Origin of the sequence: Pseudomonas sp. PKS (assembly GCF_051913525.1) — a bacterium.
GTDB classification, from domain to species: domain Bacteria; phylum Pseudomonadota; class Gammaproteobacteria; order Pseudomonadales; family Pseudomonadaceae; genus Aquipseudomonas; species Aquipseudomonas guariconensis_D.
Window position 1 is genome coordinate 33,920 of sequence record NZ_JBEGDO010000003.1, and the last position, 21,028, is coordinate 54,947.

The window sequence follows — 21,028 nt, forward strand, 5'->3', positions numbered from 1 at the left end:
GCGCAGATGTCACTGTTCAAACAATTGCTGTTCGCCATTTGCCTGTTCCTGGTGGTTGCCTTCACCGGCAGCTTCATGGTCAGCCTGGAAAGCTCGCGTAGCCAGTACGTGAACCAGCTGCGCTCTCATGCCCAGGACGGTGCCACTGCATTGGCCCTGTCGCTGACGCCGAACATCGACGACCCGGCCATGGTCGAGCTGATGGTGAGCTCGCTGTTTGACAGCGGGTACTACGCCAGCATCAAGGTCATCGACCTGGCGTCCAACGCCGTGCTCGTGGAGCGCCACGCCGAACCCGACAGCAACGGCGTGCCCGCCTGGTTCATTCGCCTGGCGGGACTGCAGGCCGCCGGCGCGGACGCTATCGTCAGCCGTGGTTGGCAGCAGGCGGCACGGGTCGAGGTGGTCAGCCACCCGATGTTCGCCCTGGCCAAGCTCTGGCAAGGCGCCCTGGGCAGCCTGGGCTGGCTGCTGCTGTGTGGGGCCTTGAGCGCCGTGTTGGGCGCCCTGCTGCTGCGCCGCCAATTGCGTCCGCTCGATTACATGGTTGCCCAATCCCATGCCATCGCCCGCCGGGAGTTTCTCAGCCTGCCGGATCTGCCCCGCACGCCCGAACTGCGCCGCGTGGTGCAGGCCATGAACCAGATGGTCGAGAAGCTCAAGGCGCTGTTCCACGAGCAGGCCGAGCGCAGCGAGCAGCTGCGTGCCGAGTCGTATCAGGACAGCCTCACTGGCCTGGCCAACCGGCGTTACTTCGAGATGCAGCTCAACGACCAGGTCAGCAACGTCGAGGACGCCCGAGCCGGCTACCTGTTGCTGCTGCGCCTCCAGGACCTGGCCGGCCTCAACGCGCGCCTGGGCGGGCAACGTACCGATCAGTTGATCCAGGCGGTGGCCGAACAGCTGCGCCGCGCCTGCGCCTCCCATCCCCAGACCCGCGACCTGATCGCGCGCAGCCGTGGCGGCGAGTTCGCCGTACTGGCGCCGGGCCTGGACTTCGAGCAATCCGTGCACCTGGCCCAGGCATTGGAGCGAGCCTTGCACAGCCTGCACCAGACCGAGGCCAGCGATGTCAGTCCGGTGGCCCGCATGGGCCTTGCCCCCTATACGCCAGGCGATGAGCCCGACGCACTGCTCAAGCTGGCCGATGAAGCCCTGGCGCGCGCCGAGCACCAGGGCGCACCGAGCTGGGTGTGCCTGGAACGCAGCGCCGCGACGCAGGCACCCGACAGCCAGAATGCCTGGCACTCGCGGCTCGACCTGGCCCTGGACCGGGGGCTGTTCGAGCTGTTCTTCCAGCCGGTGGTCGATTGTCAGGTGCCGAGCCGGATCCTGCATTACAAAGTCATTTCCCGCCTGCACGATGATCAGGGCGAGCCGTTGGCGGCGGGTCGCTTCCTGCCCTGGCTCGAGCGTTTCGGCTGGATGCCGCGGCTGGACCTGTTGATGCTGGAGAAGGTCCTCGAGCATCTCGAAGGCCACGATGCCTCCCTGGCACTGAACCTCTCGGCCGCCACCCTGGCCGATGACGGCGCGATGCGCCAGGTCTACGAACAACTCGGCCACCATCGCGCATTGGCCGCGCGGCTGACCCTGGAAATCGGCGAAGAACAACTGCCCCAGCAGGCCTCGCTCGAGCACTTGACCCGACGCCTGCGCGAGTTGGGCGTTGGCCTGGCGCTGCAGCGCTTCGGCGGACGCTTCAGCATGATCGGCAACCTGGAAAACCTCGGACTTGCCTACCTGAAGATCGACGGTAGCCATATTCGCCACATCGATCAGGAGCAGCATAAACGCCTGTTCATCGAGGCCATTCAACGGGCGGCGCACAGCATCGACCTGCCGCTGATTGCCGAGCGGGTCGAGTCCGAAGGGGAATTGAACGTACTGCGCGAAATGGGCGTGCAGGGGGTACAAGGGCGGCTGGTAGGCGAGCCTACGCCCTGGCGCTGACATTAGCGCCGCCGCGGGCCGGGCGGGGTCAGATCAGGCCACCGCCCTCGTCTTCCTCGATCAGGTTGTTCAGGCTGCCGAGCGCCTTGCGCGCCGAGGAGCGGTTGAGCAGTTTGGACTGAGCGTCCGGCGGCAGGTCGGTGATGCTGATCACGCCCTTGGTGGTCAGCACATCGATCAGGTCTTCAAGCACACGGATCATGTCCAGGTCGCTCTGCTTGAGCTGGCGAAGGCTGTTTTCCACCACATCGTCCGCGAGCCAGGCCTGGATTTCGCCATGGTCGGCGGGGAGTATTTCCGTGTAGCCGGCGTAGGGAGCGGCTTCGACCCGCAACAGTTGGCCTGCGGCATCGCGTTGCACGTAATACATGGTATAGACCCTCGTGACGTGTTGGTTTCGCCTTGTCTGGCCTCTGCGCGAATACATTTCATACAGACCCTCGCTACGCAGCATAGGCAAAGATCGCCCGGCAACAAGTAAGGCGAGCCTGTTCATTATCGCGGGATAGTCCGTTTGGAGGATTCCTCTGCAGCGGCGCCGATCAACCATGGCCACGGTCATCTCACACCCACGCCTTGTGTCAAGGAGCGCTCCGTGCAGAAAGTCATCTACCTGCTTTGGCAACCCGAGCACGACACGTTCGATTCGTTCTCACAGCAATTGAGCGGCCCCCTCGCCGACCGCCTGCAAACCCTTGGCGCCCGGCACCTGCAGCTGAACCTGGCCGACGCCGACGTGAGCGCCGCCAACGGCTTGCGCCAGACACAGGCAGGCCCCCTCCTGCCCCAGGCCGTGCTCAGCTTCTGGCTGGACAGCGCCGTCGGTGAATTCCGCCGCCCATTCGACGAGGCCTTGCAGGCGATTTGTTCGCGCATTGCGGGGTACCTGGTCTGCGAGTCGGTGCCCATCCGCAACACGCGATTCCCCGCCAGCCCCGGCCAGCGCACCCACGGCTTTTCGCAACTGGCCTTCCTGCAACGGCCGGCGCGCTTGAGCCACGAGGCCTGGCTCGAGGTCTGGCAAAACCACCACACACGGATAGCCATCGATACCCAGGACAACTTCCAGTACGTGCAAAACCTGGTGGTGCAGGTGCTCACCCCTGGCTCCACGCCGCTGGCAGCCATCGTCGAGGAATGCTTCCCACCGGCTGCCATGGACGATCCGCAGGCGTTCTTCGATGCGCCGGGCGATGAGGCGAAGTTCCAGCACAACCTGGCGCTGATGATGGACAGCTGCCAGCGCTTCATCGATTTCGACCAGTTGGGCGTACTGCCCACCAGCCAATACCCCCTGTCACTGGAGTTCCTCGCATGAAACGTCTTACCGGCAAGACAGCCCTGGTCACCGGCGGCGGCCAGGGTGTAGGCCAAGGTATTGCCCTGGCGTTGTGCGCCGAAGGCGCGCGGGTGGCCGTCGCAGGACGCACGCTGGCCCCCTTGGAAGCGACCTGCGCGCAGATCCGCGCGCGCGGTGGCGAGGCGCTGGCGGTGGTCTGCGACGTCACCCAGAAGCAGGACATCGAGCGCTGCGTGGCCCACGTGGTGGAGGCCTTCGGCGGGCTCGACATCCTGGTCAACAACGCCCAGATCGTGCCCTTGGGTCGGTTGCTGGACGTCAGTGACGAGGACTTCGCGCAGGGCATGGACTCAGGCCCCCTGGCCACGCTGCGCCTGATGCGCGCCAGCTACCCGTACCTGCGCGGTGATGGCGTGGTGGTCAACCTGGCCTCCTCCGCCGCGGTGCGCTGGGACGCCTCCGGCTACGGCGCCTACGCGGCGGCCAAGGAAGCCATCCGTTGCCTCAGCCGCGCGGCGGCGTGCGAATGGGGGCCTGATGGTATCCGCGTCAACGTGATCGCGCCCCACGCCTTGTCCCCAGGCCTCAAGGGCTGGATGCAGGCAAACCCGGAAGAAGCCCAGGCCTTCTTGCAGGGCATCCCGCTGCGCCGGGTCGGGGATTGCGAAAACGATATAGGCCGAACCGTGGCATGGCTGGTCAGCGACGACGCGGGGTATTTGACCGGCGCCACCCTGCCGCTCGATGGCGGGCAGGCGTTCTGGGGCTGAGTACAGAGGCATGAAAAAGCCCGCATCCTGCGGGCTTTCTTGACATACAGTTCAACGGCCAAGGCGATCAATCACCCTCATTCGCCGATGACCAATTGACGGGCCAACTGGTTGTGACGCTCCAGTACCCGCGGCAGATCGACGGTCGTGATACGGCCACCTTTGACCACCACCTTGCCATTGATCACGCTGGTGTCGACGTGGGTTGGGGTGCAGAACACCAACGCCGCCAGCGGATCGTGCAGGGCGCCGGCGTAGGCCACATGGCCGAGGTCGAAGGCGACGAAGTCGGCAGACATCCCGGGCGCCAGGGCACCGATGTCGTCACGGTTGAGCACCTTGGCGCCGCCCAGGGTGGCGATTTCCAATGCCTCGCGAGCGGTCATCGCATCGGGACCGAAACCGACACGCTGCAACAGCAGCGCCTGACGGACCTCGCCAATCATGCTGGCGCCATCGTTGGATGCCGAACCATCCACACCCAGGCCCACCGGCACACCGTGATCACGCATCTTGCGGATCGGCGCGATGCCCGAAGCCAGGCGCATGTTCGAACAAGGGCAGTGGGCCACCCCCGTTCCGGTGCGGGCGAACAGTTCTATGCCGTGCTGGTCGAGCTGGACGCAGTGGGCGTGCCACACATCGTGGCCGACCCAACCCAGGTCTTCGGCGTACTCGGCGGGGGTCATGCCGAACTTCTCACGGCTGTAGGCGATGTCGTTGACGTTTTCGGCCAGATGCGTGTGCAACGAGACACCGTACTCACGCGCAAGCACCGCAGCCTCGCGCATCAAGTCGCGGCTCACCGAGAACGGCGAGCACGGCGCAACGACAACACGCAGCATCGAACCATGGCTGGCGTCATGGTAGTCCTCGATCAGGCGCTGGGACTCCTTGAGGATGTCGCTTTCCTTTTCCACCACCGAATCGGGCGGCAAGCCCCCCTGGCTGCGACCCACGCTCATGCTGCCGCGTGCCGCATGGAAACGCATGCCGATTTCCTTGGCGGCATGAATGCTGTCGTCGAGCTTGCAGCCGTTGGGATAGATATAGAGGTGGTCGCTGGAGGTGGTGCAGCCAGACAGTATCAACTCCGCCATCGCGGTCTGGGTCGACACCGAAATCATTTCAGGCGTCAGCCGCGCCCAGATCGGATACAGGTTGGTCAACCAGTTGAACAGCTCGCCATCCTGCGCCGCCGGAACCACGCGGGTGAGGCTTTGATACATGTGGTGATGGGTATTGACCAAACCTGGGATGACCACTTTTCCGGTCATGTCCAGAATCTCGTCAGCAGTTTGCGGCAGCGTTTCGCTGGGGCCGACCTGCTTGATCACATTGTCTTCGATGTACAGGCCACCGCGTCTGATCTCCCGGCGCTCACCATCCATCGTCACCAGAAGTTCGGCGTTCTTGACCAACAATGTCTTGGGCATACGTGTTCCTCTCCCGCTTGGAGTTGCATTCAACTTGGTTTTCATAGGCACCCGGCGTCAATGCCGGTGAAGTCCTGACAAGGGACGACATGCGCAGAACGGCTGTCTGACGGCTACCGGCGCGCGCGTCCAGCGGCGGTCCGGGCGGATGGCCTCGACCTGCCTGCGCAACGGCGCACGTTCAGGGGCATTGAAGTCGACACCGCCCCTGCCACCACCAAGGGGTCGGGCATGTTCTGGAGGGTGTGCAGGGCGAATGGAGCAAAGACGAATGCGTCGCTCAGGGGGCCGCTGAAGCCACTGTCAACGTTGAACGACATTCGTGGGTGACGCTCGAGGGGAGCGAGCCGTTGTGGGTGCTGCATGGTTTGAGACCGTCGCAATACGCACCGGCGATTACCGATGTCGTAGGCGTCGGGCAATGTAAACAGAACTTTTAATTCTTGTATACATAATTCACTTCTCCCCCCGAATGGCTGCGATCATCGGCATTGCATGAATGGGCTGTGACCATGCGACACCGCTGTGTTTGATGGGAGGCCGAGGGGCTGCATTTCGTAAAGAGCAACGCCTATGCAGCCTGTGCCAAAGCCTGTCGAAACCTCCTCCGTGCTGCCAGATCGTGACAGCCCCCACCTCACCGCACGTCTCTGCAGGTGCCACTGACCTGCCCTGACGCATAGCGCATCGTTCCGCCTGCAGAGAAAGGCTCTCTACAAGCGACATACTTCATCTCCTTGTTGGTGGCGAACAAAAAGTCCGTCGCCCCCGAACGCAGAATCACCCGTTTCCAAAGACGCCGTTGGCACTCATTCCCCGCATCGGTGATATCACAGTAGGTCACATCGATCGTGAACGTGCAGGCATTACGAACCCTGCGACGTGTGGGACCCGCAGGATTTTTTTCCACGACCAGACAGCTATTCACGGACTCGGCATAGACAAAGGGATCTTGTTTCGCCTGGACATGGTCTTGCTCACCCCTTTGCGTCGAAGGTTCAAAGGTGTGTGACTGAGTATTGGCCGTGGCCTGGGAGGTGTAAGACGGGGCAGGCGACGTTTGATAGGTGGCCGTCGTAGGTTGACTGCTGGTACCGCTGCTATTGGCTGCAGCGACGGCAACCGGCAAGGCATAGGAGTAGGCGGATGTCGCTTTCTCGGGCGAATTCAGTGTCCCCCCCAAGGTCACCACATCAATGATCGGACCGACAACCACCGCCATCAGCCCCATTGTCGTACCCGTTACATAATGCCCATCTTCATACAGTTTCCCAGAGGACTTCAGCATTTCTCCCGTCATGCACCCCGACACGCTCGCCAATAGTGGAAGCATCAATACACCGGATACGTTCTTTGCAATGTTCATATTATTCTCGGGCGTTGGCTGATCTCGAGATCAGTGTTAGTCAGGCCCTGTCGAAGCGTCATCATTCAAATGAATGAAACACGCCGAGGGTGGCCCAGCGGCGTTCTGCCATACTGCGTCTATCACGCCCTATTGTTCAGCGGCATCCGGAGGCTGAATGCGCGGTTTGGAGCAGCTCTACGATGAACTGGTAAACCTGTGCTATGAGGCCGCCCTGGATGAGCAGGCTTGGTCGAAACTGCTCGGCAGGCTCGCGCAGGCGACGGGGCGCCAACAAGGGGCATTGCTGCTCTGGGATCAAAAGCATGACGGCGGCCAGGTCTCCAGTTTCTACCAACTTGATCCCCGTGCCGCTGACGATTACAACACCTATTACTGCAACATGGACCCCACACGTTTCGTGATGAAACATAGAGCGACGGGATCGTGGTACCACGACTTCCAGGAACGTGGGGCGGACGACATCCGGCGAGATCCTTATTACCAGGAATACAAATTGCCGTATGGCATGAAAAACGTCTCGGCCATGAAAATACATAAACATCAGAGCGCCGAAGCCTTTCTCTCGCTGGTGATCAACAAAGATGCTCGTATGCCCACCCAGCAGCAGGTCCTCCTGCTGGACCGTGTAACACCCCACCTGCTGCGGGCGACGAGTATTCACTTCAAGTTCAGCGCGCTTGAGTTTGAACTGAACAAGCGCAACCTTTTGCTCGACCGCCACCCGACGCCACTTTGGCTGCTGGATGAGGATGGGCGGGTGGTGTACAGCAATGCTGCTGCCGAACGAGTGATGCGCAGGAGCGCCTTCGAACTCTATGAGCGGGGTGGCCGTCTGCATGCCCACCGGGATGACGCCCGCCTGGTTCATCACAGGCTGAAAGCTTCGGGCAAGACCGGGGCCCGGCACGCCAGCCGGCTGCGCCTCTCAGGCACGGACAAAGAGATCTTGATCGTACCGGTGAGCGCCGATGCCCCCTTCAACCATCAGATGCAACAGCCGCTTGTACTGATCGCCTACCTGGACAATACCTTGCAAAGTCATCTGCTAGCGGAGATTTTTCAATTGAGCCCTGCTGAGCGACGGCTTGCCGAGCTGCTCGGCCAGGGGCTTGCGCCTGAACACTGCGCGAGCGTTCTCAACCTCTCCATCAATACGGTGCGTACCCAATTGCGTGCACTGTTTCGCAAGACGAATACCGAGCGCCAGGCAGAACTGGTCAACCTTCTGGTACGGACCCAACTGTGACAGCCATTGAGGGCTCGCCCCATATTTCACCAGGGATGCTGTCTCGCAGCTATCCCCCGACAGGGCGAGTCACCCCGCCCGCCCCATCGCCGTGGATCTGGCTGATATGGCGGTTATTAGGGGCTATTTGAAATGTGTTCGCGCCAGGCCAATGCGGCTGGCTGACTGCTGCGCGCCCTTCACGCTGGCGTGCATCTGCTCGGCGGTGGAGTCGACGGTACTGTACTCCCCTAGGCCACCGTTCCCTTGACCCGCACGCAAAAGTCATTGTCCCGCCCGCCGCTTTTTCTCGCCCTTGTCCCCGCCCAGAATCCGGGCCTGACTCACTTCCCGTTCAGGAGAACCCGGATGAACGACTTCAAACCCCTGCTGCTCGCCGCCGCCCTGGCCGCCACCGCCCAAGCTACCCTGGCCGCCGACTGGCAGGATTCGCCTTACGGCAAGCAGGATGAAATCGGCGCCGCCAACCTGCTCACCCCCGAGGTGGTCCAGCAGGCCGTGGGCCTGGTCAAGACCGGCAAGACCTACTCCCTGGCCGTGCCCGTGAGCAAGGACCTGCCCGCCTTCCGCCATCGCAGCTTCCACCTCTACAACATCCAGCCCGGCGAACAAGCCGGCCAGACACTGGGCAAGAACAAGTTCAGCTTCAACGATGAACTGGTCAACGGCTGGACCGGGGTCGGCACCCAGCTCAACGGCATCGGCCATATCGGTATCGACAACGTCTACTACAACGGCAACAAGGCAGCGGACTTCGTCACCGTCGAGGGTGTGACCAAGCTCGGTGTGGAGAAAGTACCGCCCATGGTGACCCGCGGCGTGGTGCTGGACATGACCGCCTACTACGGCAAGGCCGTCGTGCCCGGTGGCACATCGTTCACCGTGAACGACATCAAGGCCGTGCTGAAGAAACAAGACATCACCCTGCGCACGGGCGATGTGGTGCTGTTCAACACCGGCTGGCTGGAGCTGATCGGCAAGGACAACCAGCAGTTCCTCGCCACCGAGCCCGGCATCGACCTGCCAGCAGCCCAGTGGCTCGCCGACCAGGGCATCGTCGCCTTTGGCGGTGACACTTGGGCCTCGGAGGTCTACCCCAACCCCACGGGCGAAGAGTTCCCGGTCAACCAGTTCATGCTGGCCAAACGCGGCATCTACAACCTGGAGTTGATCGACACCCGCGCCTTGGTGCGTGACAAGGCCTTCGAGTTCCTCTTCGTGTTGGGCCAGCCGCTGTACAAGGGTTCGACCCAGGTCAACGTCAATCCGGTGGCCATCCACTGATCGCCGCCCAGGCGATCGTTGTTTTCAAATCAAAAGTCCTTGGCGCAGTCGTGACTTAATCGGCCTGCCGGCCATGGCCATACTGCGCCTCACCTTCACACACTTCGCCCCCCCAGGAGCATTTGCAATGAAACCCGGACACGTCCTGTTCGCCCTGGCCATCGGGGCCTTTGGTATCGGCACCACCGAATTCACCCCCATGGGCCTGCTGCCGGTGATCGCCGAAGGCATCGATGTCAGCATCCCCAGCGCCGGCATGCTGGTGACCGCCTACGCCGTCGGCGTGATGGTCGGCGCACCGATCATGACTTTGCTGTTCAGCCGCTTTGGCAAGCGCGGTGCACTGATCGCGCTGATGGCCATTTTCACCGTGGGCAACCTGCTGTCGGCCCTGGCGCCGGGCTACGGAACGCTGCTCGCCTCGCGCCTGGTCACCAGCCTCAACCACGGCGCCTTCTTCGGCCTGGGTGCGGTGGTGGCCGCCAGCGTCGTGCCGCGCGAGAAGCAGGCCAGCGCCATCGCCACCATGTTCATGGGCCTGACCATCGCCAACATCGGCGGCGTCCCCGCCGCCACCTGGATCGGCCAGCAGGTCGGCTGGCGCCTGGCCTTCGCCGGCACCGCGCTGCTCGGCATCCTTGCCATGACCGCCCTGTGGTGGGCCCTGCCCAAGGGCGAGCGCGGCAGCGTGCCCGATGTACGCCGGGAGCTCGCGGTGATCGCCCGGCCGAACGTGCTGCTGGCCATGGCCACCACAGTGCTCGGTGCTGGCGCGATGTTTACCCTGTACACCTACGTCGCCCCGGTGCTGGCGGAACTGACCGGCGCCTCGGACCGTTTCGTCACCCTGGGCCTGGTGCTGATCGGTGTGGGCTTCACCCTGGGCAACAGCCTGGGCGGTCGCCTGGCCGACTGGTCTCTGGACGGCTCGGCACGTCTCTTCCTCGGTGTGCTGGCGCTGATCATGGTGCTGATGCCGTTCGTACTGGGGACCCACGTCGGCGCGGCGCTGGCCTTGCTGGTCTGGGGCGTGTTCACCTTCGCCGTGGTACCGCCGCTGCAAATGCGCGTGATGATCGCCGCCAGCGAGGCCCCGGGCCTGGCTTCGTCGATCAACGTGGGCGCCTTCAACCTCGGCAACGCACTGGGTGCAGCACTGGGTGGCGCGGTCATCAGCCTGGACCTGGGCTACGCCGCGGTACCGGTCGCCGGCGGCATGCTGGCGGCAGGCGGCCTGCTGCTGGTCTGGCTGGGCGGACGCGGCAAGGTCGCCGCCAGGGCCGTGGGCGAGACGGTGTAGTGCGCCCGCCAGGAAGGCTAGCCAAGGCCGAGCTGTCCGCGTAAAACTTTGGGCAGTTCCCTTGGAGGTCTCATGCAAGATCTACGTCAGTTGCGCTACTTCGTCGCTGTCGCCGAATGCGAGAACGTTGGACGCGCAGCCGAGCAGCTACACATTTCACAATCCCCCCTGAGCCGGCAGATCGCCCAGCTCGAAGACAACCTGGGCCTTGCCCTGTTCGAGCGGCGCAATCAGCGCCTGTACCTGACCGCCGACGGCCGCACCTTCCTGTCCGAAGCCCGCGGCCTGCTCAAGCACGCCGAACGCCTGGAGTCGCTGGGCAAGCGACTGGGCCGGGGCGAGGAAGGCGGCCTGTGCATCGGCTACGTCAACCACGCCATCCACGCCGGCGTGCTGCCCGGCGCGGTGCGGGCCATCCGCAGCGAACGCCCGAACATCCATATCGCCCTCTACAACATGACCCCGCGCGAGCAGTTCGAAGGCCTGCGCCAGCGCAGCCTGGACATCGCCCTGGTCTGCGAGCCCCCGCCCAGCTCCGACCCCGACCTGCGTGGCCACCCCGTGCTGGACGACCCTCTGCTGCTGGCCATTCCCGCCGAGCACCCCTTGGCCATCAAGGCCGAACTCACGCCCGCCGACCTGCATGAGCAGGAATGGATCATCACTGGCGGCCAGCCTGACCAGATCAACAAACGCGACGATTTCATCGCCCGCTGCGCCGACGCAGGCTTCACCCCGCGCTTGTCGCTGGAGGCCAACGACCCGCTGAGCGTGCTCGGGCTGGTGTCCGCCGGGCTGGGCCTGGCGATGGTCCAGAGCAGCCTGTCCACCAGCGCAGGCTCCACCGTTGTGCTGCGCAAGCTGCCATGGTTCAGCCCCTGCGTGCAGTTGTGGGCAGCCTGGCACCGCGTAGACCTGCGGCCTATCGTGAGCGTGTTCCGGGAGCGGGTGCTGGCGCTGGCAGAAGAGACCTAATAGGTCTTAACTAAGTCGAATTACGTCTTTTACAGTCTAACCAGGCAGCACTAGCATGGCTCCCATCGATGCCACTCATCCACAGGAGCCATTCCATGAACATCGACCTCGGCGGACGCACCGCCATCATCAGCGGCTCGACCGGCGGTATTGGTCTGGCCATCGCCCGCGGCTTGGCCCGCGCCCATGCCGACGTGGTCATCGCCGGCCGTAGCCAGAAGTCGGTCGACGCCGCCCTGGCTGAACTGCACGCCCAAGGTGGCCGGGGCCAGGTCCACGGCGTGGTGGCCGACCTGGGCACCGCCGAAGGCGCCCAAGCCCTGTTCGACGCCCACCCTAGCGCCGACATCCTGGTCAACAACCTGGGCATCTACGATGACGTCGACTTCTTCGATGTCCCCGACAGCGAGTGGAACCGCTTCTACGACACCAACGTACTGTCCGGCGTGCGCCTGGCTCGACACTACGCACCGGGCATGGTCCACAAAGGCTGGGGGCGGATCTTGTTCATCTCCTCGGAGTCCGGCATTGCCATCCCGGCCGACATGATCAACTACGGCGTGACCAAGGCCGCCAACCTCGCCGTCTCCCACGGCCTGGCCAAACGCCTGGCCGGCACGGGCGTCACCGTCAACGCGGTATTGCCCGGCCCGACGCTCACCGACGGCGTTGCCGCCCTGGTGGCTGAAGCAGCCAAGGTGTCCGGCCGCAGCATTCGTGAAGAAGCAGACAACTTCGTGCGCACCGCTCGCCCGAGCTCGATCATTCAACGCGCCGCCGAGGTGGACGAAGTCGCTCACCTGGTGGTGTACCTCGCATCCCCCTACTCCTCCGCCACCACCGGCGCGGCCCTGCGGGTCGACGGCGGTGTGGTCGACAGCCTCGCGATCTGAATTCAACCGGAGAATCCATGGCCAACGCCTACGCATCCTTGAAAACCCACCACAGCCCTGACCACGTCTGGGCCCTGATCGGCGGCTTCGACAGCCTGCCCGACTGGCTGCCATTCATCCCTGAAAGCCTCTCCAGCGAAGGCGGCCGCGTGCGCTCGCTGAAAGACCCGGATGGCAATACCATCATCGAGCGTCTGATGGCCTTCGATGAACGACAGCGCAGCTACAGCTACTCGATCCTCACCAGCCCGTTCCCGGTAACCGGCTACCTGTCGACCCTGCGGGTCAAGGCCGACGGCCAGGGCAGCCTGGTGGAATGGCTCGGCGAGTTCACCCCGGTTGGGGTGAGCGACGAAGAAGCCATCGCACTGTTCACCGGCATCTACGAAGGTGGCCTGCAAGCCCTGGCCAAGACCCTGGGCTGAGATGAACACAAGGGGCCGCCACGCAGCGGCCCTTCGTCATTGTTGACCGCAGGTCAACAGGCCTTTGCGCCAGCACAGCTGTTTCCCCTCGCAACACCTCGCTACCCTCCCCCTTCTTCCCCCAAGAGGACTCCCCATGTCCACCACGCATCGAGCCTGGGGTTGGACCCCGGGCGCCGGCCTGGACGGCCTTGAGCTCATCGACAAACCCCTCCCCCAACCCGGCCCCGGTCAAGTGCTGGTGGCCAACCGTGCCATCGCCCTGAACCCGGTGGACTGGAAGATCTGCGAATGGGGCCATGCCGATTGGCGCCAGGGCACCGTGCCCGGCGTCGACGGTGCCGGCCTCGTTGCCGCCGTCGGCGAAGGTGTCGACCTGCCCTTGGGCACCCGTGTCGCCTATCACCAGTCGCTGTCCCGTGATGGCAGCTTTGCCCAGTACTGCCTGCTCGACGCAACGCTGGTGATGCACATCCCCGCCAACCTCGACGATGCCGCCGCAGCCGCCATCCCCTGCCCGGCCCTCACGGCCTGGCAAGCCTTGGCCAAAGTCGCCGATGGCGCCTCACGTGATGTGCTGGTGGTGGGCGCGGGTGGTGCGGTGGGTTTCTACCTTGTTCAACTCGCCGTGCAGCGCGGTCTGCGCGTATGGGCCAGCGCCGGCGAGAAACACCACGACCGCCTCAAGCAACTGGGCGTGGTCGGTGTATTCGACTACCGCGCCCGTGACTGGCAGACACACCTGCAAGCCGCCTTGGGCGAACGCCCGCTGCATGCACTGTTCGATACCGTCAGCGGCGCGCATGCGGCGAGCCTGGCCTACCTGCTTGGCTACAATGGCCATCTGGTGTGCATCCAGGACCGCCAGGAAACCGCCCCCCTACCCGCCTTCAGCACGGCGATCTCGTTGCATGAAGTCGCGCTCAACAGCATCCACGCCCACGGTCGACTGCTCGATCGCCAGGCGTTGAAGGTCGAAGGGGAGCGTTTGCTGCAAATGGTCGCCGAGGGCCGGCTGGTGATGCCGCAGCGCCTGGACTTTGCCTTTGATGCGCTGCCGAGTGCATTGCGTCAACTCAAGGAAGGCCATGCATCGGGCAAGTGGGTGACGCGGCTGGGGTGATCCAGCCGCCTCGCCCAGGCGTGCAAGGTCAGAAAGTGCCCGGGTAGGCCCCGCCGTCGATCAGCAGGTTCTGCCCGGTGATGTAGCCACCGTGGACACTGCACAGGAAGGCGCAGTACGCCCCGAACTCCTTGGCATCGCCGAACCGCGCCGCCGGTATTGCCTGGCGACGTGCCTGGGTGGTTGCCTGCAAGTCGCCGCTGGCCTGGCTCGCCGCATGCAGCGTCTTTTGCAGACGGGCAGTATCGAAGGCGCCTGGCAGCAGGTTGTTCAGGGTCACGTTGCGCCCGGCCAGACGCTGCTGACGGGCGAGCCCTGCGATGAAACCGGTCAGGCCGCTGCGCGCACCATTGGACAGCCCCAGGATATCGATCGGCGCTTTCACCGCGCCCGAGGTGATGTTCACCACCCGGCCAAAGCCGCGCTCGGCCATGCCATCGACCACGGCCTTGATCAGCTCGATGGGCGTGAGCATGTTGGCGTCCAGGGCCTTGAGCCAGTCTTCCCGATCCCAGTTCCGGAAATCGCCTGGTGGTGGGCCACCGGCGTTGTTGACCAGGATATCGACCTGCGGGCAAGCGCTGAGCAGGGCTTCGCGCACCGCAGGCTCGGCCACATCGCCAGCGACCGTGCGGACTTCGATGCCCGGGAAGCGGCTGCGCAGTTCAGCGGCCGTCTGCTCCAGGGTGGTGGCGGTGCGGGCGTTGATCACCAGGTTGACGCCCTCGCCACCCAGGGCCTCGGCGCAGCCTTTGCCCAACCCTTGGCTGGCGGCGCAGACGATGGCCCAGCGGCCCTTGATACCTAGATCCATGTTGGCTCCTCGTTGATTGATGCGTTGGACATTACCACGCGCGCAAGCACGCTTCCCCCTATGAAAGCAGCGCCTGCACGGGCCATCCTGGCATTACAACGCTCCAAGCCAGCCCCCGAGAGGACGACGAGTTACAACGCGCGGCAAGCTCAACGCATGAAAACGCCGCGCGTGCCCCATCGGCCAAGCGCGGCGCGGATGCAGGCAGGGCTGCGGCGCAGCCCTGCCCCGTCATGCTCAGGCGGCCGGAACCGGTGCCAGGGCGTTGATCAGGCCTTGTTGACGCAAGTCGTTCCAGAACGCCGCCGGAATCACGGCGCTCAGCGCGGCATGGTCTTCGTTTGCATGCGCCACGCGGGTGGAGCCGGGGATGACCGCGACCACAGCCGGGTGAGCCAGGGCGAACTGCAGGGCGGCGGCCTTGACGTCGACGCCATGGGCACGCGCCACTGCACGGATACGCTCGAGCTTGGCCAGTACCGCTGGAGTGGCTTTCTGGTACTCGAAGTGCTCGCCACCGGCGGTCACGCCAGAGCTGTAGGGACCGCCGACGACGATGCCAACACCCTGCTCGACCGCCTGCAGCATGACACGTTGCAGAGCGCGGTCATGATCGAGCAGCGAGTAACGGCCGGCGAGCAGGAAGCCATCGGGTTGCGGCTCGTCCAGATCGAGGGTCAGCTCGATCGGTTCGACGCGATTCACACCCAAGCCCCAGGCCTTGATCACGCCCTCTTCACGCAGACGGGTGAGGACGCGGAAGGCGCCTTTGCGGGCCGTCTCGAAACGCTCCAGCCACTCATCACCGTAGAAGTCCTGGGCGATGTCGTGAATCCAGACGATGTCCAGGCGGTCGGTCTTCAGGCGGCGCAGGCTGTCTTCGACCGAGCGCAGGGTGGCATCGGCACTGTAGTCGTTGACGATGCGGTTGCGATTGCCGTGTTCGAACAGGCCGCTCTTCTCGCCCAGCTCGCGGCTGGTGGGGTCTTCCAGTTCATCGAGGATGATCCGGCCGACCTTGCTGCTGAGCACGTACTCGTCACGTGGACGACCGGCCAAGGCATCGCCCAGACGCGATTCGGAGAGACCGGCGCCGTAGAACGGCGCGGTATCGAAGTAACGCACGCCGTTGTTCCAGGCGGCATCGACAGTGGCATGCACCTCGTCCTGCGGTACGTTACGGAACATGTTGCCCAGCGGCGCGGTGCCGAAGCCCAGTGGATTGGCGATAAGCGATTTGAGGTTCATTGATGCTTTTCCTGATGAGGGGAGTCAGTTGTGAACTCCAGTGGCCGTCATCCTATGTCTCACCCATCAAGACCGTCCAAGTCATAATTAGACAGACTTTAGACCGCTAATGCATCAACCAGGTGGAGGCTAAGAGGTGCCCAGTAAAGCGACCTCCTCTGCCCCTTTGATTACCGAACAAGGAAGCCGTGCTTCTGCGGATCGCGATCATCGATGATCCAGTTGCAGAAACCACAGATGTAAGCGTTGCCCGATACTTCAGGAATCACCGCTGGAATGTCGCCCACAGTGGTTTCCCTGATGACCTTGGCGGTGAATACCGAACCGATCACCGACTCGTTGATCAATACCTCGTCCTTGCCCAGCAGCCCGCGCAGATAGAGCTGCGCGACCCGGCCACTGGTGCCTGAACCGGTCGGCGAACGGTCCACTTCGCGGTCGGCGAAGATGCAGCAGTTGGCCTGGGTGGACTCAGCGAAACGCGGTGCGCCATCGATGATGGTGCCGTAGATATGGTTGATTTCCGGGATGTCCGGATGCACCACAGCGAATGCAGCGTTGGCCGCCTGCTTCACTTGCGCGCCGAACTGCTTGAGCGTCTCCACCGAGGACTCGCGGATCTCCAGGCCATGCGGCGCGCCGCTGGTGTAGAAGTAGAAGGCGCCACCGTAGGCGATGTCCCCTGTGACCTCACCGAAGCTTGGGGTCGTGACGGTCACATCGCGCTTGTAGATGAACGACGGCACGTTGATGAAGCGTACGCCGTTGGCGTGCTTGCCATCCCACTTCACGAACGCTTCTATGAAGCCACAGGGGGCATCGATGCCGACACGCGTTTCCGGTTCGGTACGCTCCACCCAGCCCAGCTCGACCGCTGCCGTCGCCAGTGCGATGGTCCCGTGACCACAGTGGTCGCTGTAACCCTCGTTGTGCAGAAAGATGATGCCGAAGTCCGCCGTGGGCGAAACCGGCTCGGTGAGGTAGCCACCGTACATGTCAGCGTGACCGCGAGGCTCGAACATCAAGGCCTGGCGGATGTCATCGGCGTTTTCCAGCAACCAGGCGCGGCGCTCGACGATGGTTTTGCCCGGCATGCGCGGCAGGCCGGACGTCACGATACGGAACGGCTCGCCACCGGTGTGGACTTCGACGGTGCTGATGCTGCGGGTGATTTGCATGGATGCGTCTCCTTGAATGCGATCACACAGGATTGTTGGCCAGGGCAGCGAGGACCACGCGGGCGGCGGCCAAATCCCAGGCGGCGGTCCCTACACTCTTGAACACGGCAGGCCGAGACCTGTCGACGCCGTCCTTGAGTGCACTGGCCAGCGACGTGACCTTGGAGCCGTCGGCACCCGCACGCAGCAGATCACCTGCCTCGTGTCGGGCGCCCTCGGGTTCGTCGACGTAGATGGCGCTGGAGTCCAGGGTCACCTTGCCGATCTCAGCCATCTCTGGCTTGAAGGCGCCCACCCCGACGACCAAGCACCCGACCCTGCCCGGCTCGTCATAGACAGGCTCGGTGCTGGTAGTGGCGGTAATGACAACATCGACCTCTGGCGCGCTGCTGCCGACCCCTTCGAGGTGTCGATGAAGCTCGCGGTTGCGATCACAAAATGTGACGGCTGACGACAGGTCGCGACCACGCACCCAGATTTTCGCATCCGGATACAGCGCATGAATGGCCTGGACGTGGTAGCGCGACTGAGCGCCAGTACCCACCAGCAGGATGTCACGCGGCGCATGCTCAAGAAAGGTACGAATGGCCAGCATCGTTACGGCGGCAGTGCGGCGCCCAGTCACTTCCGGGCCGTCCAGCAGGCAGACAACCTTGCCGGTGGCGGCATCGCAAACCGTGACGACACCATTGATGGTTGGCAGATTGCGCTGGGCGTTGCCCGGCAACACATTGACCAGCTTGTGGATAGCGATGTCCTGCGCGGTGGCAGGCATGCTGAGCAATACACCGCCCTCCCCGAGCGGCACGACCATGCGTTCTGGACTCAGAAGCGTACCGGTGTCCAGCTCTCGGGCCGCTCGGGCGATGGCATCGATCAGTTCGGTGAAGTCCAGCAATGCCGCGGTTTGGGCTTGATCGCAAACCATGATGGTCTGCAGGGGGGTGGAAGCATCACGCACGAGTCTGACTCCCTGGGGCAATGACGTGGGCGCAGAGGATGACTCTGCGTTGGCATGGGGTTTAGCTGGAATCACGTGGATAACAAAACTTACCACTATGAGTACAGCGATAGTATCCGGCTGGAACAGACCGTCATGCAGTGCAACAACCGGTCTTAAAACTGCCCAATTCCGGCTGGATCCTATGCCCACACCACCCTACTGGCAACGGGCTTTTCGACGAAAAATGTAAGAACAGGTAAAAAACAAAAACCACTTATCTGCACAAGCCCCATAAGTGGTTAGCCTCAACGCCAGACCGGACGTATACTCCGCACGTCTTTCTCTTCAAAGGTCAGTGGTCATGTCGACAGACCAAAACCTCACCCAGCCAGCATTCCGCCCCAAGCAGATCTATGAACAGGTCGCCGACCAGATCAGACAGAGCATCGCCGACAGCACCTATGCGGCCGGCTCCAGACTGCCCTCCGAGCGAGACCTGGCCACTCGGCTCAAGGTCAGCAGGCCCGCAGTACGCGAAGCTATTGGCGCCCTGCAGAACGAAGGCTTGGTCATTACCCGGCATGGCTCGGGAACCTATGTACTCGCTCAGGATGGCACCCCACCCCATCTGCCCTCGCCTGCGCCAGAAGCCGACTACAGCCCCATCAGTGCTCTGGAAGTCAGGCTCTTGCTGGAGCCTGCGATTGCTCGGCTGGCGGCGCGCAAAGCCATGCGGGATCCGCTGGCAGAACGTTATCTGGCGCAAATGGCAGAAGTGAAAGACATCACCGATGTGCACCAGCAAGCGCTCTGGAGCGAGTGCGACCGCAAGTTTCATCACCGCCTTGCGCTGATGACCGGCGATGCCCTGATCGCCAAAATGGCTGATGAAATCGAGCAGACCATGGCCCAACCCCTCTGGAATCGATTGCGTGACGACGGGATCTACGATGCCGAGCGCATCCAGCTGTATGCCGCCGAGCATCGGCTGATTTACGAAGCCATCGTGACCGGCGACGAGCAGGCCGCCGCGTTCTATGTAGAAGGTCACTTGAAACGGGTAAAGAGAGACATTAGCTCGCTGGAATGACACCCGGCACTCCTCTCGAGTGCTAGCCCGAAGGGGCACGACTTCCGAAGTTGCAGGCCCGGGGATTCGAAATTCCACTGCGAATGATGCCGATATTTAATTTCAAGCGCCGGGTGACATTTCCTAGTATGTGCCAGGCGCCCTGTCGCCTCCCTCGTTCAGCTCCTGCCATGAGTTTCGCCGTGTTCGCCTTCAAGCAGACCACCTTGTCGCCGCCCGGCGAAGGGGTGCCCAAACCTCAAAGGCTCATCGCCGTCATCGCGATCATGCTCAACATCGCCATGGCCAACCTGGAAACGGCGATCGCCAACACGGCCTTGCCGACCATCGCCGCCGACCTGGGCACCACCGATGCCCAGTCGATCTGGGTGGTGAGCATCTATCACCTGGCGATGATCGCCGCCCTGCTGCCACTGGCTTCGCTGGGAGACATCGTCGGCTACCGGCGCATCTCCATGGCGGGCCTGGTGCTGTTCATCCTGGCATCGCTGTTGTGTGGCTTGGCCCCGTCGTTCGAGTGGCTGCTGGTCGGTCGCCTGGTACAAGGTTTGAGCGCGGCCGGGATCCTCGGTGTGGGGGTGGCGATGACGCGCTTCGTCTTTCCCGAGCACATGCTGGGCCGTGGCATGGGGGTCAATGCACTGGTTGTAGGCGCGTCGCTGGCCGCGGGGCCGAGCGTGGCCTCACTGATCCTGAGCCTTGCCAGCTGGCACTGGCTGTTCCTGATCAATGTCCCGGTGGGCTTGGTCGGCGTGTTTCTCGGCCTGCGTTCGCTGCCGCCCACCCCTACCAGCGCGCGGGCGTTCGATGCCGTGGCCGCGGGGCTCTGCTCGCTGTTTCTTGCCGCGTTGGTGTACGCCGTGAATGGCCTGGCCCAAGGCGCGCCGTGGGGCGTCACGCTGGGCAGCGCGATGCTCGCCGGGCTTTGCTTGTGCCTTTTGTTGCAGCGTCAGGCCGGTCACCCCGCGCCGATCCTTGCCCTGGACCTGCTGCGCCAGCCGCTCTACGCGCTATCTGCCGCCAGCGCTGCGGCGTCGCTCACGGCGCAGAGCCTGGCGTTCGTCGCCCTGCCCTTCATGTTGCAGCACCAGTGGGGGCTCTCCCAGGTCGAGACCGGATTTCTGATCACGCCTTGGCCTGCCATGGCCGCGCTCATGGCCCCCATCGCCGGGAGGCTCTCGGACCGCTACGCGACCGGCACCCTCACCGCCGTGGGCATGGGCATCCTGGGGATCGGCCTGGTGCTGCTCTGCACCCTGCCGTCTTCGCCCGCGCCATGGGACATCGCCTTGCGCATGGCCGTGTGCGGTGCGGGATTCGGGTTCTTCCAGTCGCCGAACATGCGCGACATGATTTCGTCGATTGCCCCGCAGCGCAGCGGCGGTGCGGGCGGCCTGTCGAGCACGATGCGAATGCTCGGGCAGGTATTGGGGGCGGCGTTGGTGGCGGGGTTCTTCCAGGTGTACTCCGCCCAGGGCGCTTTTCTGGCGCTGTGGGCCGGCGTTGCCTTTGCGGCGTTGGCGTGTGTGGCGAGCGTGTGGAAGTACTGCGTGTGCAGGGATCAGCTGCGGGCAACTGCCCAGCAAGGCTGATCGAGGCAGGGGTTGAGCCTGGGGCTCGTCGATGGCCTGGAATATGCCTGCCGTCCTTGGCGATTGAATCCCTAGGGTTTGCCGTGTGG

General features: G+C 63.6%; 19 protein-coding genes. 12 read left to right on the top strand and 7 right to left on the bottom strand.

What is annotated here, in order from left to right; all coding sequences use genetic code 11:
• Positions 1-6: 6 nt before the first annotated feature.
• Positions 7-1,953, top strand: a complete 1,947-nt coding sequence (gene lapD, locus ABOA88_RS04210) for a cyclic di-GMP receptor LapD (RefSeq protein WP_367850969.1) — start codon at positions 7-9, stop codon at positions 1,951-1,953.
• Between the two features lie 28 nt (positions 1,954-1,981).
• Here the strand turns inward: lapD and ABOA88_RS04215 are convergent, their stop codons facing one another.
• Complete coding sequence (locus ABOA88_RS04215) at positions 1,982-2,323, bottom strand: tryptophan synthase subunit beta (RefSeq protein ID WP_196168587.1); 342 nt, start codon at positions 2,321-2,323, stop codon at positions 1,982-1,984.
• A gap of 225 nt (positions 2,324-2,548) precedes the next feature.
• Between ABOA88_RS04215 and ABOA88_RS04220 the strand changes: the two genes are divergently transcribed.
• Both ABOA88_RS04220 and ABOA88_RS04225 read left to right on the top strand, forming a co-directional pair.
• Positions 2,549-3,271 (top strand): EthD domain-containing protein, encoded by a 723-nt coding sequence (locus ABOA88_RS04220; protein WP_367850970.1) that lies wholly within the window; start codon positions 2,549-2,551, stop codon positions 3,269-3,271.
• On the top strand, positions 3,268-4,023 hold the full coding sequence (locus ABOA88_RS04225; RefSeq protein ID WP_367850971.1) for an SDR family NAD(P)-dependent oxidoreductase: 756 nt from the start codon (positions 3,268-3,270) through the stop codon (positions 4,021-4,023). The genes ABOA88_RS04220 and ABOA88_RS04225 overlap by 4 nt, the downstream gene beginning before the upstream one ends.
• 77 nt (positions 4,024-4,100) lie before the next feature.
• On the opposite strand, the gene ABOA88_RS04230 is transcribed toward ABOA88_RS04225, so the two are convergent.
• Both ABOA88_RS04230 and ABOA88_RS04235 read right to left on the bottom strand, forming a co-directional pair.
• Positions 4,101-5,459 (bottom strand): 8-oxoguanine deaminase, encoded by a 1,359-nt coding sequence (locus ABOA88_RS04230; protein WP_196168590.1) that lies wholly within the window; start codon positions 5,457-5,459, stop codon positions 4,101-4,103.
• Positions 5,460-6,096: 637 nt separating this feature from the next.
• A complete protein-coding gene (locus ABOA88_RS04235; RefSeq protein ID WP_367850972.1) occupies positions 6,097-6,825 on the bottom strand; it encodes a hypothetical protein in 729 nt (242 codons plus the stop codon).
• A gap of 157 nt (positions 6,826-6,982) precedes the next feature.
• On the opposite strand from ABOA88_RS04235, the gene ABOA88_RS04240 reads away from it, so the two are divergent.
• The 7 genes from ABOA88_RS04240 (at position 6,983) to ABOA88_RS04270 (ending at position 14,074) form a co-directional block, all read left to right on the top strand.
• Positions 6,983-8,074 carry a helix-turn-helix transcriptional regulator gene (locus ABOA88_RS04240; protein WP_196168592.1) on the top strand — a complete coding sequence of 364 codons (1,092 nt, stop codon included), beginning with the start codon at positions 6,983-6,985 and terminating at the stop codon, positions 8,072-8,074.
• A 348-nt stretch (positions 8,075-8,422) separates the two neighbouring features.
• Entirely contained in the window at positions 8,423-9,358 is a 936-nt protein-coding gene (locus ABOA88_RS04245) for a cyclase family protein (protein WP_196168593.1), read from the top strand.
• 127 nt (positions 9,359-9,485) lie between these two features.
• On the top strand, positions 9,486-10,658 hold the full coding sequence (locus ABOA88_RS04250) for an MFS transporter (RefSeq protein ID WP_196168594.1): 1,173 nt from the start codon (positions 9,486-9,488) through the stop codon (positions 10,656-10,658).
• A gap of 72 nt (positions 10,659-10,730) precedes the next feature.
• Complete coding sequence (locus tag ABOA88_RS04255) at positions 10,731-11,633, top strand: LysR family transcriptional regulator (RefSeq protein ID WP_196168595.1); 903 nt, start codon at positions 10,731-10,733, stop codon at positions 11,631-11,633.
• Positions 11,634-11,728: 95 nt separating this feature from the next.
• Positions 11,729-12,526: an SDR family NAD(P)-dependent oxidoreductase gene (locus ABOA88_RS04260; protein ID WP_367850973.1), complete on the top strand. Its 798-nt coding sequence runs from the start codon at positions 11,729-11,731 to the stop codon at positions 12,524-12,526.
• Between the two features lie 17 nt (positions 12,527-12,543).
• A complete protein-coding gene (locus tag ABOA88_RS04265; RefSeq protein WP_196168597.1) occupies positions 12,544-12,951 on the top strand; it encodes an SRPBCC family protein in 408 nt (135 codons plus the stop codon).
• Between the two features lie 136 nt (positions 12,952-13,087).
• Positions 13,088-14,074: a zinc-binding dehydrogenase gene (locus tag ABOA88_RS04270; protein WP_196168598.1), complete on the top strand. Its 987-nt coding sequence runs from the start codon at positions 13,088-13,090 to the stop codon at positions 14,072-14,074.
• Positions 14,075-14,102: 28 nt separating this feature from the next.
• Here the strand turns inward: ABOA88_RS04270 and ABOA88_RS04275 are convergent, their stop codons facing one another.
• The 4 genes from ABOA88_RS04275 to lhpI form a co-directional block, all read right to left on the bottom strand.
• Positions 14,103-14,888 (bottom strand): SDR family oxidoreductase, encoded by a 786-nt coding sequence (locus ABOA88_RS04275; RefSeq protein ID WP_367850974.1) that lies wholly within the window; start codon positions 14,886-14,888, stop codon positions 14,103-14,105.
• A 237-nt stretch (positions 14,889-15,125) separates the two neighbouring features.
• Positions 15,126-16,136: an aldo/keto reductase gene (locus ABOA88_RS04280; RefSeq protein ID WP_367850975.1), complete on the bottom strand. Its 1,011-nt coding sequence runs from the start codon at positions 16,134-16,136 to the stop codon at positions 15,126-15,128.
• Positions 16,137-16,306: 170 nt separating this feature from the next.
• Positions 16,307-17,314: a trans-3-hydroxy-L-proline dehydratase gene (gene lhpH / locus ABOA88_RS04285; protein ID WP_367850976.1), complete on the bottom strand. Its 1,008-nt coding sequence runs from the start codon at positions 17,312-17,314 to the stop codon at positions 16,307-16,309.
• Positions 17,315-17,336: 22 nt separating this feature from the next.
• A complete protein-coding gene (lhpI, locus tag ABOA88_RS04290) occupies positions 17,337-18,275 on the bottom strand; it encodes a bifunctional Delta(1)-pyrroline-2-carboxylate/Delta(1)-piperideine-2-carboxylate reductase (RefSeq protein WP_367850977.1) in 939 nt (312 codons plus the stop codon).
• A 343-nt stretch (positions 18,276-18,618) separates the two neighbouring features.
• Between lhpI and ABOA88_RS04295 the strand changes: the two genes are divergently transcribed.
• The gene (locus tag ABOA88_RS04295) at positions 18,619-19,347 is read left to right on the top strand and encodes a FadR/GntR family transcriptional regulator (protein ID WP_196168602.1); all 729 of its coding nucleotides are present in this window, start codon (positions 18,619-18,621) and stop codon (positions 19,345-19,347) included.
• Positions 19,348-19,517: 170 nt separating this feature from the next.
• Positions 19,518-20,939, top strand: a complete 1,422-nt coding sequence (locus ABOA88_RS04300) for an MFS transporter (RefSeq protein ID WP_367850978.1) — start codon at positions 19,518-19,520, stop codon at positions 20,937-20,939.
• The last annotated feature ends 89 nt before the right edge of the window (positions 20,940-21,028 follow it).